Genomic DNA, 15,505 nt, shown 5'->3' on the forward strand with positions numbered 1-15,505 from the left:
GTTCGAGACGCTCCGGTTCGTCGCAGACGGCGGCGTCGTCGTCGAGTACTACAACCGCGCCGTTGCCCGCATCGCGCCATGGAGGAGCCCAGCGTGACCAGCATCGCCGAGCACGACGCTGCCCTGCCGAAGGTCGTCATCCTCGTAGTTGCCTTCGAGGGCGAAGACGTCCCTGGTGTCGAGATCGAAGACCCTGACTCGCCGATCGACTGGGAGGATCTCCCGTGGGAAGCCGCGCACTGGGCGGTGAAGCAGGGCTATGCCGGGGACTATGACGAGTTCCTGTACGTCCTCGGGGAGGACGACGAGATCCCGGAGGGCGTCGAGACACTCCGCGTCAAGCTGAGCTAATCGTCAGGTCCGACGCCCCGGGTCCGCGAGCATCGGCCTGACTTGTGACGGCGCGGCCACGTCGATAGACCGGCCCGCAGAACGATCAGGCAGCCCGCTTCGGCTGGATCGACCTTAGCCCTCTCCTGGCGCGGCCTGCGGCCGAGTCTCACCAGAACTCCTAACTGAGGAAGCTCAGCCGGACCCGACGCTCCGTGTTACTCGTGTTCGTGTCCACGAAACTCCGTTAGGGCAACACCGATCGTACCCAGGCTGCCAACGCCTGGGCCGGCAACAGGAACGGACTACGGCTGCAGCTATGGACGTCGACGCCTCGAAGTGGTCCGTCGTGGCGCCGCGATTCGTCACCTTAAGGACATCGGCGTGGCCGGTGTGGTCCTCTTCCGGCGGGGTTCATCTGGCTGACTTCCCTGACGGACGCGGCTGATCGGCGGTCTTTACGCCGGACACTTTTGCGCACACCATCTGTGACCAGGAGGTGCGGTTCGCGCGTGCCAGCCGTAGGCCACGCACCTGTAGGGACAGAGATGGGCGTGAGCGCGCGGCGGGAGGCGGGCGCGTCGGAGCGACGGGTGCGGGCGAGCCGAAGCTGCCGTTGGCCGGGGCCTGGTCGGCGATCTGCTCCAGCACGCCGAGGGCGACCTCAGCGGTCTCCTCGCTGACGGGGAAGGTCTGGCCGGTGGCGCGGGCCAGGTCCCAGCCGCGCAGGGCGAGTTCCTCCAGGATGATTGTCGCCGCGAAGGCGGCCGGCATCTCTCCCGGACCGAACTCGGTGGTGCCCTCGTAGGCCGCGGGGTCGGCCCAGGCCGTCGCGGCCAGCTCAGCGGCCTCGGCGACGGCAGTGGGCGACATCGACAGGGCGTCGCCCCCTCCGCCTGCGGTTCCTTACGGGCGGCACGTGCGGACGAGACCAGGGTTCCACCCAGGTGGTCGAGGAGTTCGGCGACGGCGAACTTCTCACACGGAGTGCGGTCGCCCAGTTGGTCGCTTCAGACGGCGGCGGCCGTGGGGACGACCGCGGCGGTGCATTCCCTGATGGCGGGGTGGAGTGCGTTGCGCCGACTCCCCCAGGCCCGCCTTTCTGGTGCTGCAAGGGGCGGTGAACGCAGAGATCGACGGGCTCAGTGGTGATTGCGGGGCGGGAACCGGTACTGGAGGCTCATCATCGCGCCGTCTCGGCTCTGCGCAGCACGAGCGCGCGTCTGTTCCGGCCGGCGGGTGGGGTCGTTTGCGTGCGTGAGGAAGAGGTTTCGTTCGGCCTCGTTGCGTGTGAGCATTGCGGCTCGCGCGATCTCGACACGCGCGTCATCGTGTTGGTCCATCCGGGCCGGCATCAGGGCCTCAGACTCGGCCGGATGCCGCGTCGGGCTCGTGTGCGGCCGCCTTGCCACCACCGCGGAGCGCCTCGCGAGACCGCGGCCACACTCGGGCAACCGCAAAACCTCCCGGGCGTCACCACCACGTTGGGGTGCTGCCGCGGTCCGAGCCCGTGGTCGACTGGCCGACGGTGTGGGGTTCGACCACCCGCCCAAGGCGGGTGGGCGAGACCGATCGGCAGGGACAGGTGGGCGGGCCCGCTGCCCCGCCCGCGAGGCCTCGCGGTACGTCGGCACCGGGCAGCGCCCACGGTCCGGGTTTCTGGCTCCGCCACAACGCGCCATGAGGGGACACGCCGTCTGGATCGCGTCAACGGCCCGTGCCGCGTCCGCCCCTACCCTCGGCGCTGTGACGCTGACAGACGGAACATACCGGCTCGGCCCGACGGCCGGCCGCCTCCTGATCAGGACCGGCCGCGCCGGGCTGGGCCGCCGGGCGGGACACGACCTCACCATCGAGGCCACGCAATGGTCCGGGGAGGCGGTGGTAAACGTCGGTGAGCCCGACGGATCGTCGGTGAGTGTGACGGTCGAGACGGGCTCGCTGGAGGTCCGGGAAGGATCCGGCGGTCTGAAGCCCCTCACCGACGCCGACCGGGCCGAGATCAAACGGACGCTGGCGGACAAGGCCCTGCTGCACACCGCAGTGCACCCCACGATCGCCTTCCGTTCCACCCGCATCACGGGAACCCCGCAGTCCTTCGAGATCACCGGGGAGCTCACCATCAAGGGCCGGACCCACCCAGTGACGGTGCACGGGAAGGGCAACGGCGACGGGCTGTTGCACGGCTGGGCGACCGTCACGCAGTCCGCCTGGGGAATCAAGCCCTACACCGCGTTCCTGGGCGCGCTGCGGCTGGCCGACGAAATCAAGGTGGAGTTCGAGGTGGCCAGGCTCGACCCGGTGGACACGCGAGAGTAGCCGCTGCTCACTGGCCAGGCGCGACAGCCGATCACAGCCACTCTGTACGAGGTCGCGGGCGGATCGGCTCCGCGGCCTACGGTAGAGACATGAGCGACATCGTCGTCGTGTACGAGCTCGACAAGCCGGTGGCCACACACTCCTCCCCCGGTTCACCGGGGGACGAAGAACTGCCCGTCCGCAGGGTGCACGCGGCACCCACCGCTCCGGGAGCGCCCACCACGACCGGACCACGAACCCTCTGCGGCAAGGACACGTTCGCCATGGAGACCGACCGCTGCATACCCTCCGAGCACCGTCGGGGGCCGTGGTACCCCACGGAGTACGCATCCGTGGTCTGCCCCGACTGCGATGCCGTGATGGCGATCTGACCGGCGCACATACCAACAGCCCCGCCAACCCCTCCCCGGAACGCCTCAGGGCCTCCTGAGCGACTTCGCGCACGTACCCGCGGTGTACGGCTGGGCCGGCGCAGCATGATCAACGGCACTCGCCGGTGCACGACTCAATCCCCTGGGCGCTCCCAGCCCGGATCGAACCTTCATCGCCGTCACCGCCGACGAGACATGGGTGAGGCAGCGCCGACCGCTGTCCGGTCCCCTTTCGTGACCCATGGACACCGGAAGGCTCATCACACCGAAAGTCGCGACATCCCAGCGATCCCGCTGACCACACACGTGCCGAGCGACTGCCGGACGCCATGCGCTGGCCGCGGGCGGGTCCGTCCTGCTCTACCCAGGGTGTGGGCTCCTGCACCCGTCGAGTAGCCACTGCGGATCGAACGGAGGGAGGCTGGAACGAGGCGATCCATGTACCCCGACAGCGGTATCCGATCGCCGAGAAGGCCGCGATCAGGCGGGGTGACCAGCGGATGGGAGGAAGCCCATGAAGGTCGGAGTACTGACCGGCGGCGGTGACTGTCCCGGCCTCAACGCAGTGATCCGCAGCGTCGTCCGCAAAGGCGTGCAGGAATATGCCTTCGACTTCGTCGGTGTGCGGGACGGCTGGCTCGGCTTGCTCCAGGGTCGTGTCATACCACTGGACATCCCCAGAGTGCGGGGGATCCTTCCCCGCGGCGGGACCATCCTCGGCTCCTCCCGTACCAATCCCTTCAAGCACGAGGACGGGGTGCTGCGCGTGCGGGACACCCTCGCCGCGCACGACGTGGACGCGCTCGTCGTGATCGGCGGCGAGGACACGCTCGGTGTGGCCACCGAGCTGAGCCGACAGGGGATTCATCTGGTCGGCGTGCCGAAGACCATCGACAACGACGTGTCCGGCACGGACTACACCTTCGGCTTCGACACCGCCGTGGGCATCGCGACGGAGGCCATCGACCGCCTCCACACCACCGCCGAGTCGCACATGCGCACCCTGGTGGTGGAGGTGATGGGGCGGCACTCCGGATGGATCGCCCTGCACGCCGGCATCGCCGGCGGCGCCAACGTGATCCTCATCCCGGAGCGAGCGTTCGACATCGATCACGTCTGTGAGCAGGTGCAGAGCAGATTCAAGATCAACTACGCGCCGATCGTCGTTGTCGCCGAAGGGGCAGTCCCCAAAGAAGGACAGATGATCTTGAAGGACCAGACGCTGGACGAGTTCGGCCATGTACGACTGTCCGGCATCGGCGAATGGCTGGCCCAGGAGATCTCGGAACGCACCGGCAAGGACGCCCGCACCACCGTCCTGGGCCACGTCCAACGCGGCGGCACCCCGAGCGCATTCGACCGGTGGCTGGCCACGCGCTTCGGACTGCACGCCATCGACGCGGTCAAGGACGGCGACTTCGGCGTCATGGTCGCCCTTCAGGGCACCCGGATCGTCCGTCTCCTCCTCGCCGACGCCGCAGCGAAAACCAAGATGGTCGACCCCTCGCTGTACGACGAGTTCGAGGTGTTCTTCGGCTGACTGGCCCCCGGCACTCGCCAAATCGCTGCCAGGATCTGCCGACCCCCCGCAAACTGCCATTGCGCCAGCGGCCTCTTGGTCGGCCGTCATCCGACATGCGGCACGACCGCCACAGGGCAGCGCGCGTGGTGCACAACGGCGTGCGTGACCGGGCCCAGTCGCCCCTCGGCCGCCTGCGGATCGGTGCGCCGGCCCACGACGAGCAGGGCCGCATCCTGGGAGGTGTTCAAGAGCGCTTCGGCGGGATGGAGCAACACGACATCGGTGCGGACCACCACGCGGGGGTATTTCTCCTGCCACGCGCGCAGCGCGTCGGAGAGCTTCAAGACCTCCTGATCCTCCCAGGTGGCACGGTCCTCCGCGCTGACGGCCAGCGTCTGCGGAGATACGGCCTCGGCAGGAAATGCCCATGCCTGGACCACCCGCAGTCGTTGTCCGCGTGCCTCGGCCGCCGAGAACGCGAAGTTCGCCGCCTCACTGACCGGGTGATGCGCGTCGAACCCCACCACGACCTGGGCAGCGCCACCTGCCGCGTGCATCCCGTCTTTGAACGTGCCCGGCCGTTGGGGGACCAACACGACAGGACAAAGGGCTGCCGCCGCCATCCGCAGGGCCACCGATCCGACCGCGAGACCGGGGAAGCCGCCTGTCCCCCGGGTGCCGACGACGAGGAGCCCGGCATCGTGGGCCGCGGCGAGGAGAGCCGCGGCCGGGGCGCCATCAACCTGCTCGCCCCGCACCTCGACGCCCGGGTAGCGCTCGCCGAGGTCGGCGCCCCCGCTGGAGCATCCGCACACCCATGTCATGCAGCCTGTCCACGGCCGGGCCCGGCACGGCAGTGCCCGGAAGCGATGGTGAGGCATGAACCAGGCGCAGCGGAACGCCACGCGACGCGGCCTCCAGCGCTGCCCAGTCGGCTGCCGCCGAACTGCCTTCGGACCCATCGACACCCGCCAGCACAGGATGACTCATCGTGTCCTCCTTCACCCGGCCGGCACCTCCACAGGCGCCACACGGCCCGTGTCTCTGCTCTTCTACTGTTCCACGGCAGGACCGCGGCAGCGCCCGGATGTCGATCTCGCGCGGGCTGAGGGCGACCGCGGTCGCCGGCCCGGGGGCGGTCGACAGCAGGGCGGGGGCGAAGCGGCAGGCCACCGAGGAGTCGGCTCGTGACGCGGGGCCGGTCCAACCAGGAGATCGCCACGATCTTCGGTGAGATGGCCCTGCTGGGCCAGCGCATGTACGGCAACTTCGCCGAGGCCCTCGACGACGTCACCGTGCGTGATGAGCCGCGGCGACGTGCACAAGTTCCTGCTGTCCGTCCCGCGCATCGCCGCCCGATTTACCGAGATCCTCGGCCACCGCCTCGCCGACCTCGAACAGCGCCTGTCCGACAGCGTCTTCAAGACCGTCCCTCTGCGCATCGCCACCACCCTGACCACCCTCGCCACCCGCGCTGGCACCCCCGTGGGAAAGCTCCGGCCGGGCACGCGCCATCCCGGCAATTCTTCGCCTTTGTCAGTCTGTTCCTATCGTTGCGTCCCGAACGCGTCCCGAATCCGTCGCAGAGCGAGAAGGGTCCGGTTCGCCAAGCCGGTCGTGTCAGCTCTGACGGCCAACAGGCACACTGGATACCTGTCGTAATCGCAGCGAGTCGGCGGCCAGCGTCCATGGGCGCGGCGCTGCTCCTGCTCGCATCGATCCTGGCCCTCCGGTACCGGAGGGCCTCGAAGCGCGACATCCGGCGGGCGTTCTCTCGAGTGTGCCGCGGGCGCGCGACCTGTCCGTCAAACCGAAAGGTCAGCTGTCCCGTTGGAGGGTTCGATGCGGATCACGATGGATTTGGTCGTGGGAGTGTTGCTGGTCTCGGCCGTGGAGTCCAGTGCGACCAGCACATTCGTCTCCGGGTAGTAGGCGGCGGCGCAGCCGCGCGGCGTCGGATAGCGGACGGCGCGGAAGCCGGGGGTCCGGCGTTCACCGTCAGGGTAGACGCTGACCAGATCGACCAGGTCGCCGTCGTGCAGGTGGAGGTCACGGAGGTCGTCCCGGTTGACGAAGACGACCCGCCGTCCGCCCTTGATGCCGCGGTACCGGTCGTCGAGGCCGTAGACGGTGGTGTTGAACTGGTCGTGCGACCGTACCGTCGTCAGCAGCAAGTGCCCCGGCGGGACTTCGGGCGCGGTCGGTGGGTTGACGGTGAAGCGCGCCTTGCCAGTCAGCGTGGGGAAGGTGCGGGAGTCGCGCGGTGCCCGGGGGAGCATGAAGCCGCCGGACTGCCGGACGCGTTGCTCGAAGGCATGGAATCCGGGGACCACATGCTCGATGTGGCGGCGGATCACGGCGTAGTCGTCGCGCATGATGCGCCAGCCGAGGTCGTCGCCGAAGAGCGCGTGCCCGAGGTCGGCGATGATCGCGACCTCGCTGCGCAGGTGCGGTGATCCGGGAAGGAGCCGTCCGCGCGAGGCGTGCACCATGGCCATCGTGTCTTCGACCGTGACGAACTGCTCGCCGGAGGCCTGCTGGTCGCGCTCGGTTCGGCCGAGGCAGGGCAGGAGAAGTGCCTCGGTGCCGTGGCACAGATGGGACCGGTTCAGTTTGGTCGCGACATGGACGGTGAGGACGCAGTTGGCCAGTGCGGCCTCGGTGACCTCCGTGTCGGGCGTGGCCGAGGCGAAGTTGCCGCCAAGGCCGATGAACACGTCGACCTTGCCGTCGCGCATGGCCTTGATCGAGTCGACGGTGTCCAGGCCGGGGGCGCTGGGCGGCTCGAACCCGAACTCGTCGCGGAGCCTGTCCAGGAACGTGTCCGGCATCTTCTCCCAGATGCCCATGGTGCGGTCGCCCTGGACGTTGCTGTGTCCGCGGATCGGGGCGGGCCCGGCACCGGGGCGTCCGATGTTGCCGCGCAGCAGAAGGAAGTTGACGATCTCGCGGATGGTGGCCACCGCGTTGCGGTGCTGGGTCAGCCCCATCGCCCAGCAGACGATGACGCTGTCGGCGGCGAGCACGTCGGCCGCGCAGTCCTCGATTCTGCGGCGGGACAGACCGGCCATCGTCTCGATCCGCGACCAGTCCAGGGCACGCCATGCCGCCGCCGCTGCCTCGTAGCCGTCGCAGTACCGGTCGATGAAGTCATGATCGAGGGCGGAGCCCGGCTGGGAGTCCTCCCGATCGATCAAGGCACGGTTCAGACCTGAGAACAGGGCCAGATCACCGTTGATACGCACCGGAAGGTAGCGGTCGGCCAGCTTCGTACCCGGGCCGACCAGGCCGCGCGCGGTCTGCGGGTTGTGGAAGCGGCCGAAACCGGCCTCGGGGAGCGGGTTGGCGGCGATGATGCGGGCACCGCGCCGCTTGGCCTGTTCGAGCGCGGTGAGCATACGGGGGTGGCAGGTGCCGGGGTTCTGGCCCACGACGATGATCAAGTCTGCGTGATCGGTGATGTCGGAGAACGTGATGAGGCCTTTTCCGACGCCGATGGTCTCGCTCAGGGCCGCGCCGCTCGACTCGTGGCACATGTTCGAGCAGTCCGGCAGATTGTTCGTGCCGAGCCTGCGCGCCAGCAACTGGTAGAGGAAGGCGGCCTCGTTGCTCGTCCGGCCGCTGGTGTAAAAGACGGCACGGCTCGGATCGGTGAGGCCGCGCAGGCGATCGGCGGTGAGCGCGAGCGCGCCCTCCCACGGGATGGGCGCATAGTGGGTCGCGCCGGGGGCGAGATGCATCGGCTGGGCCAGCCGGCCCTGCGACTCCAGCCAGTGACCGTCCCGCTCCCGCAGGGCAGCGACGGAGTGCTCGGCGAAGAATGCCGCGTCGACGCGTTTGCGCGTGGCTTCCCAGGCGACGGCCTTGGCGCCGTTCTCGCAGAACTCCGCGATCTTCCGGTGGTCGGGATCGGGTTCGCCCCATGCGCAGCTCGGACAGTCGAAGCCGCCGACTTGGTTCACGGTCAGCAGCGTCTGCAGACTCCGCTTCGGCCCCATTTCGGCCATGGAATACCGCGCTGATTCGGTGATGCCGTGAATTCCGACGCTGGACTTCTTGGGGCCTGACGAGGTCAGATCCGATGCGGGCGGAGGGACGCCCGCCGACCCGTGTGCATCCGTCGGGTTGATCGGTTGCTCAGCCATGACTGCCTCTTTGCCCACACGGTCCAAGGGTCTGCGAGGGCGTAGTTGACCGCAGCCGCGTACGCGAGGCGCGTGAGGCGGGTACCTGTGCGCACCCACCGCAAGGCGGGTGCGCACTCGGTGTCCGGCCTGACGGCGGCCGGACACCTGTCGCTTCCTTCCCGCTCTTACGCCGCGAGCGCGTGACCGGGATGCAGTACGACCTTGGTGTAGCCCTCGATCCGCTGGTCGAACTTCTCGTACGCGAGCGGCGCCTCGTCCAGTGACAGTTCGTGGGAGACCACGAAGCTGGGCTTGGCGCGCCCCGCGATGATCAGGTCACGCAGCTGGCGGTTGTACTGCTTGACGTTGCACTGACCAGTGCCCATCCGCTGGCCCTTCTCGAACATCCTGCCGATGGAGACCAACAGCTGACCGTGCTTGGCGTTCTCGTCGGGTCCGCCCGGGTCGGACGGCACGTACAGGCCCGGTACGCCCAGCATGCCCGTCGGCCGCACCGTCTCGACGAGTGTGTTGAGGACGACGGCGGGTTCCTCGTGGCTCGCGTCGTGCGCCTGGGCCTGGTAGCCGACGGCGTCGACGCCCTTGTCCGTTCCCTCGCCTCCGGTCTGTTCCTTGATCCGCTCGGCCGGGTCGCCCTGGGTGAAATCGATCGGAATGGCTCCGATCTCCTCGGCCTTGGCGAGCCGCTCGGGCACCCGGTCCACGGAGAACACCTTCGACGCACCGCGCAGCAGCGCGGAATACGCGGCCATCAGCCCGACCGGGCCGGCACCGAAGACGGCCACGCTCTCTCCGGGGGTCACCTGGGCGAGCTCGCATCCGTGGTAGCCGGTCGGGAAGATGTCGGCGAGCAGCACGAAATCGGTCTCGAACTCGTTGCCCGGCGGCAGCTTCAGGCAGTTGAAATCGGCGAAGGGCACCCGCAGCAGCTCTGCCTGCCCACCCTTGTACGGGCCCATGGCCACGTAGCCGTAGGCTCCGCCGGCGAAGCCCGGATTGACCGTCAAGCAGAAGCCGGTCTTTCCGGCGAGGCAGTTCTTGCAGAATCCGCAGGCGACGTTGAATGGCATGACAACGCGGTCACCCTTGGACAGTGAAGTCACACCGGCGCCGGTTTCCTCGACGATGCCCATGTTCTCGTGTCCGAAGACGATGCCCGACTCGGCGGCCGTGCGGCCCTCGTACATGTGCAGGTCCGATCCGCAGATGGCGGTCGATGTGACGCGTACCAGCACGTCGTTCGGGTGTTGGATCTGCGGATCGTCGACGTCCCTGACGGTGACGCTGAAGGGCTTCTCATAGACGACGGCTTTCACGTGGATCACCTCCGCGTCGAACGCTGGGTGACGACGACGAACCGCTCTGGCCGAGGCCCTTGCCGGGAGAACACGCAACGAGGCGGAGCCCCTCGGTCCGTGTCGTAGCCCCAGGCGCTCATGTTTCACCACTGGATACTTCCAGGGAACGCCCGTACCGCATGCGCTGCAACCCCCATCGGGTAGGAATCCCGGCGCAAGTAACGCACTGTACGCGGAGGATCACTAAGGGAGACGAGGCAGGGCGTTCCTGGCGAGGGTTCCCGATCCGCCTGACCGCCGCTGAATGCGCTTCCCCGCTGAACGTTGCCCGCAGCACCTTCCTCGCGCAGGCCGCCGCGCCGAGTTTCCACCCTGCCGGCAGCTGCGCCATGGGCATGGGCTCCGACCCCGTGGTTGCCCGGACCTGACCGTGGACGGCATTGAGGGCCTGCGGGTGGTGGACGCGACCGTCATATCCACGATCGTCTCAGACGACACGAACATCGCCGCGATCATGATCGCCGAGAAGGGAGCCGACCCCATCCGCGGGGCGAGACGGGCACCACGAACGCAAAAGCCGGGTCCCTCCGGCGCGGGGCTCATTTCCCGATGCTTCCCGACGTCCGCTTCCGGCGCTCCGTCTGGGCCGTTTCCAGAACGGGCAGTTCCCAGCGCAGCGCCCACATCGGCCGCCGCTGCACGCCGGTGCGGCAACGATCAAACCTCCGATGCCGGCGGCGTCGAACCCCGGCGCCGGCGGTGGCATGCCGCTTCCACACGCCCGTGCCGCACGCGTCTCAGACCCGAGCGCCGGAACCTCCACGGGCCTTTCCCGGAACCTTGCGTCCTGCCTGCGTCCCGAATCCCGAGCCCCCCGTCGGACAGGCCGGCTGCCGAGGCTCGCACTAGACATGGATCGGAGCATGCGCACAGGTCGACGGAGCGCCAACTCCCGTCTGCGGAGCCGCTGCCGAACTCGTGAGCAGCGGATTCAATCCGTTGGGCCAAAGTCCTGAATCCACGCTCACGATGATGCGTTTCTGCAGGTCAGAAGCCTGCACAGTGGGGCGGGTGGGACTCGAACCTAAATTGGTGACGCGTCTCACCTGCGATTTCACCGACGGAACGGACATATCCATCCCGCTGCATCCTGCTCCATCGGGGGCCGTTAGGCGTTCGCCACACGCCCAGCAGAGCTGGAAGCCCCAGGGCACAAGCCCGCGACCACCTCCGGCTCTGCCGGAAGGCCCTTGCTCCGCGATGAGGCTTCGCAGCCTGCGGCGCTCAAATACACCAACGGTCCGCGATTACGTTCTGTAGCAAGTGATTGCCCCCGAACAACGTTCACCGCCATCCACTCCTGACCGTCTTGCGGGCCCGAGAGCTGGATGCCGGGAAAGCAGAAACGGATCCTCCCAGCTCATCCACCTCAGTCTCGGCGATACGACGGCTGATCACCCGTCTCACCGACCACCGACCCAGGCCTGTCGAGCACATCCTGCACTGGTCGACCTGGCGCCGACGACGACAACACCAGGCCCGCACCAGTCACTACAAACGAAGCGGACGCATCCCCTGACCTGGCCATCAGTCACAGCATGCACCGTTCCAGTACTAGGCCTCCAGGTCGTCCAGCTCCTTCAGGAGAGCGTCCGCGCGGTCCCGGGCCTCCCGGGCCTGGTCCGCAAACTTCCGGCGCTCCGACTTGGACATGACCCGGAGGGAAGTCGTGGAGAACACGGCCATACCGGCGTCGATGCAGGACATGAGCGTGACCAACTGATGGCCGGTGGCCCTGCCCTTGCGGGCCTCCCCGGCCGTGGCCTCAGCCGTGTCGGCCACCGTCGTGAGGGCCTTGGCCGCCCTCTTCTCCAGGCCCGCCCGCTCTCCGCGCGTCAGGGCCACCACCCCGAACTTGTCCCACTGGGCCGGCGGGATCACGGCCCGCTTGCGGTCCTCCACATGGTGGAGGATGGCCCGCTGGGCCGACGCGTCCGCGCCGATGTCCTGATACAGCAGCTTGGCCAGGGCCTGGTACTCCGGGGACTGGCCGTTCCAGTCGGGGTCACCCTTGTACGTGAACATTCCGCGTAGATCCATCAGCTTGGCGGCCACGGATTTCTTGGCCTCCGTCGCCCGGCCCTCCGCCTCCAGCCACGCCCGGCCCAGGTCCTTGGCCTCCGCGTACGCCTGAGCCACGGCCTCCCGCTTCAGGGCACGCTCCGCGTTGGGGTCCACATGCTCCGTGACGATCCGTCCCGCCAGAACCTGGGGTGCGTGTACCTCCAGCTCCTGGCCAGCTCCCTGGGCCTTGGCCTCCGCTTTGGCGGCCAAGGGGGCCTCCAGCTCCTCCCCCGTCTCCTGGACGACCACCGCGAATTCCGGCTCCGCAGCGTCACCACCGGCTGAACTCTCCATGTCGGCCGATCCGGCCGAGAACAGGCCCGCCGCCACGCTCCACCCGTCCCCGGCGGGCGTCACCAACCCGTCATCCACCAGTGAGGCCAAGGCACGGGACACCGTGTTCTTCGTGGTCACGTACTTCCCCGCCAGCTCCGCCACGTCCAGGCCCACGCCCCCGGCGTACGTCCCCGCCCGGATCTCCTGACGGATGCCCTCCGCCGTGATCTCCCACCTAGCCGCCTTGGCCACCGTGTTCTCCCCTTGTCTCGATGGAGCGGGGCCACCGTACCGGCCGGGCCCCGCTGGGTGGTCCCTTCTCTGTGAACTCCGCACCGCAAACCTCACACCGGCACCCCCCAGGGATGCGATGCGCGGGCCAATCCGGAACGTGCGTGGCGGTTCGTACCCGAGCATTGGAGGGTGATCTGGGTCCCGGACCTGCCCTTGACCTGGGCGGACTCCAACTCCACGCCGACCACCACCCCGTCCAGATCCTTGCCCAGGGCGTAAGGAGCGGGCCGTATCCCTTCACGGCCACCTTCGTGAGCGGCACTGGGGAGGAACCCCTGGTGGAGTGGGGAGGCTGGCCCTCCGGCCCCTCCATCCCCAGCTCCCGGGCCGCCTCCCGGAAGTGCTTGTTGGGGCGCATTCCCCGGTTACTGGTCTCCGACCATCCGCGCACCCGGCAAAGGTCCACGGTCACGTACCCGTCCGGCACTCCGGGTGGCCCTCCTGGAGCACTTCCCAGGCGGTTGCGATGGCCGCAAGCATCCTGGGGCCGTCCGCTCCGAACGTCATCGTGGACTCCGTTGTGGTCGTTTCGGTCGTTGATAATGGAGCAACCCAGCACAAAGTGAAACCCGCGCGGGTACAACTGCGGCCAACACGAACACAAATGGGCCCAGCACACAAGCCAAGTGTCTGACGAACGGGGCCCATTGACCACCATGCGGCCCGGGGCCTTACGCCCCGGGGTTGCACTCGGCCGCTACCTTGCGTGACGCCTTCACGACCGCCGGGCCGTCGGACGCGGACCGCCGGGTCTGCCTCCAGGAACACCTTCAGGGCGTTGACAACGGCCGGTTCGTCCAGGCCCCAGCCCACGGTCACCGTGATGTCGTGGCTGCCGTAGTCCAGGTCCGTGCCCTCCATGGCCGGGGGGCGTTTCGCCCGGTCAGGGGAACTCGACGTAACCACGCGTTGCCCTGATAAACCTTGGAGCCCGTGCACAGCCGGAGCCGCTATCACGTTTCGATGTCCCGGCCGATCCGAAGGGGGTGCCCCCACCCGAATCGGCCACCAGGGCATGCCGGCCGAAGCACTCAGCGACAGCAACGACCGGCCTCAATGCTGGAACTCCCGACTCGCCTCATCACAGCTATCGCCACCGCGATCACGTCAGGACTGGGCACGTGGGCCATCTATGGCCGCTAACCTCATCACGCCAGGTCGGGCTAGGGGTCATCCGGACGCTTCCGGGGGACCCATCGACCCCTGGCCGCTGATCCCTCCGCACTGCTCTTGCGGGCGTGACGCCCGGAACACATGGCCGGAAGGTTAGCCATCGAGTGATCGTCACCCGAGACGATGCGGCCCACGTCCGTGGCCATCGCAGTACAGCGGAGGCCTGTGTCCCGGAGGATGGCCACGCACAGGTAACCGTCACGCTGCAGGACCTTGGCACGGATGGCCCGCCAGCTGAACGGGAGCCTGGACCGTCGATCACTGGAATGCCAAGCCAAGGGGCCGCACCTCCCCCACTCGGACAGAACATGTTCTGACGCCGCCTCGCGTCGAGAGCGCAGCCTGACGCACCTTTTGGCGGTCCTGATCGCAGAAGGCTCACAGCACTCCCTGAGCGTGCGACCCTCGCTTCCCTCCGTGCGCCTTCTCTCCGCCTCCCCGCCGATCAGAGCCGCTCGGCACCCGGAAGGGAGCTGTCACAGCCGCTATTTGAAGGGCGGTCATCTGAAGGGCGGTCACTCGCGGCCGCCCTCGTGTCTTGGGTGGAAATCCAGTCTCAACGCCAACCCGAGGGCCGCTTCAGGCAAACCCACGCGCCCCGCCTTACGCCGAATGGCGAGTTCCAGTCCGGCCTTCCGGCCGGAGGTTGCACGCGACTATTCGCCAGGGTTCGCCAGGGTGCGGACGCTGATCGAGTACGCGCGCAGGCGCGGGCGCACCCAGCCGAGTTGCGTACGCACCTGCGTACGCACCTGACATGCCAGGTTGGGCCTTGAACGCCTGGTCACGGCTCCGTGAGGCACTGACGCAACTGACTCCATCAGATGCGACACCGCGAAGCGCCATCGCGATGCACCACCGCGATGCCTCTCCGTGATGCGTCAGCGTGAGTCGACTCACGGACCCAGCCGGCCGCCCGCCCGGCCTGGGGTTGCCGCCTTGGTAGAAGGAATTGCTGAACGTGAGCACGCTCGACCTGGCGATGACCGTCTTGCCCAGATCAAAGAAGGGAGCCGCGCGGGGGACGGAGTGGTTTTCCACGACCCGGAGCATAAGCACCCCCCATTCGGCGTAACTCGGGGCGGAGCACGCGAGCTAGGTATGCGGGAGGCGATAAACGCTCGATGAACGGAGTGACACATTCTCAGTCCGAGAATCCGTCACCATACGGGCCGCTCACCCGCAAGCGCTCTGCAGCCTGCACAGGGACCGACCCGCCGACGATGACAGCTTCATCACTTGTCAGTGCCCCTCGCTTCACACACCGCGCCTTGGTCTGCCAACATTCGCCCCCCGCCGGGGCCGCGTGCAGGGTGCGTGCACCCAACCGGCAGGATGCGGCTCGGACGCAGAGACTGGCGCACGTGCCGAACATGTGCAGGGCCTGGGGCCGGAACTTCCGCGTAGTCAGGGAAGCACGTAGCGAGACAACCCGCGCGTGTGCTGAAGTTGTCCCAGCACCACCACAGTCGGCACGGTCGCTGACGCATGCTCAAGTGCGCCCAGGAAGGGTCTAGTTCGCATGTCCGAATACCCCGAGAAACCCGCAGAACAGCCACGTCCGTACATCGTGATCCACATCGGGGAAGTGACGATCACATGCGGCAAGTTCCCTGCACGCTTCATAACGGCACTGTTCATGCTGGGCAC

11 protein-coding genes are annotated in these 15,505 nt (G+C 68.0%); 4 read left to right on the forward strand and 7 right to left on the reverse strand.

The window, feature by feature from the left end:
- The first annotated feature begins 93 nt into the window (after positions 1 to 93).
- Positions 94 to 351 (forward strand): hypothetical protein, encoded by a 258-nt coding sequence (locus tag OG254_RS06945; RefSeq protein ID WP_405578395.1) that lies wholly within the window; start codon positions 94 to 96, stop codon positions 349 to 351.
- A 393-nt stretch (positions 352 to 744) separates the two neighbouring features.
- On the opposite strand, the gene OG254_RS06950 is transcribed toward OG254_RS06945, so the two are convergent.
- On the reverse strand, positions 745 to 1,203 hold the full coding sequence (locus tag OG254_RS06950; protein ID WP_405578397.1) for a hypothetical protein: 459 nt from the start codon (positions 1,201 to 1,203) through the stop codon (positions 745 to 747).
- Positions 1,204 to 2,076: 873 nt separating this feature from the next.
- Here OG254_RS06950 and OG254_RS06955 point away from each other — a divergent pair.
- The 3 genes from OG254_RS06955 (at position 2,077) to OG254_RS06965 (ending at position 4,560) form a co-directional block, all read left to right on the forward strand.
- The gene (locus tag OG254_RS06955; RefSeq protein ID WP_405578400.1) at positions 2,077 to 2,649 is read left to right on the forward strand and encodes a YceI family protein; all 573 of its coding nucleotides are present in this window, start codon (positions 2,077 to 2,079) and stop codon (positions 2,647 to 2,649) included.
- 89 nt (positions 2,650 to 2,738) lie between these two features.
- Positions 2,739 to 3,020, forward strand: coding sequence for a hypothetical protein (locus tag OG254_RS06960; protein ID WP_405578402.1), 282 nt, complete (start codon positions 2,739 to 2,741; stop codon positions 3,018 to 3,020).
- Between the two features lie 514 nt (positions 3,021 to 3,534).
- The gene (locus OG254_RS06965; RefSeq protein ID WP_405578404.1) at positions 3,535 to 4,560 is read left to right on the forward strand and encodes a 6-phosphofructokinase; all 1,026 of its coding nucleotides are present in this window, start codon (positions 3,535 to 3,537) and stop codon (positions 4,558 to 4,560) included.
- An 86-nt stretch (positions 4,561 to 4,646) separates the two neighbouring features.
- On the opposite strand, the gene OG254_RS06970 is transcribed toward OG254_RS06965, so the two are convergent.
- The 6 genes from OG254_RS06970 to OG254_RS06995 form a co-directional block, all read right to left on the reverse strand.
- A complete protein-coding gene (locus OG254_RS06970; RefSeq protein WP_405578407.1) occupies positions 4,647 to 5,366 on the reverse strand; it encodes a universal stress protein in 720 nt (239 codons plus the stop codon).
- Positions 5,281 to 5,532, reverse strand: coding sequence for a universal stress protein (locus OG254_RS06975; RefSeq protein WP_405578410.1), 252 nt, complete (start codon positions 5,530 to 5,532; stop codon positions 5,281 to 5,283). Before OG254_RS06975 ends, OG254_RS06970 begins: the two co-directional genes overlap by 86 nt.
- A 300-nt stretch (positions 5,533 to 5,832) precedes the next feature.
- Positions 5,833 to 6,057: a hypothetical protein gene (locus OG254_RS06980; RefSeq protein ID WP_405578413.1), complete on the reverse strand. Its 225-nt coding sequence runs from the start codon at positions 6,055 to 6,057 to the stop codon at positions 5,833 to 5,835.
- A gap of 290 nt (positions 6,058 to 6,347) precedes the next feature.
- Positions 6,348 to 8,687, reverse strand: a complete 2,340-nt coding sequence (locus OG254_RS06985; protein WP_405578416.1) for an FdhF/YdeP family oxidoreductase — start codon at positions 8,685 to 8,687, stop codon at positions 6,348 to 6,350.
- Between the two features lie 167 nt (positions 8,688 to 8,854).
- Positions 8,855 to 10,006, reverse strand: a complete 1,152-nt coding sequence (locus OG254_RS06990) for a glutathione-independent formaldehyde dehydrogenase (RefSeq protein ID WP_405578419.1) — start codon at positions 10,004 to 10,006, stop codon at positions 8,855 to 8,857.
- A gap of 1,596 nt (positions 10,007 to 11,602) precedes the next feature.
- The gene (locus OG254_RS06995) at positions 11,603 to 12,640 is read right to left on the reverse strand and encodes a GntR family transcriptional regulator (protein WP_405578422.1); all 1,038 of its coding nucleotides are present in this window, start codon (positions 12,638 to 12,640) and stop codon (positions 11,603 to 11,605) included.
- Positions 12,641 to 15,505 lie beyond the last annotated feature (2,865 nt).

The organism is Streptomyces sp. NBC_01092, assembly GCF_045039535.1.
Lineage (GTDB): Bacteria > Actinomycetota > Actinomycetes > Streptomycetales > Streptomycetaceae > Streptomyces.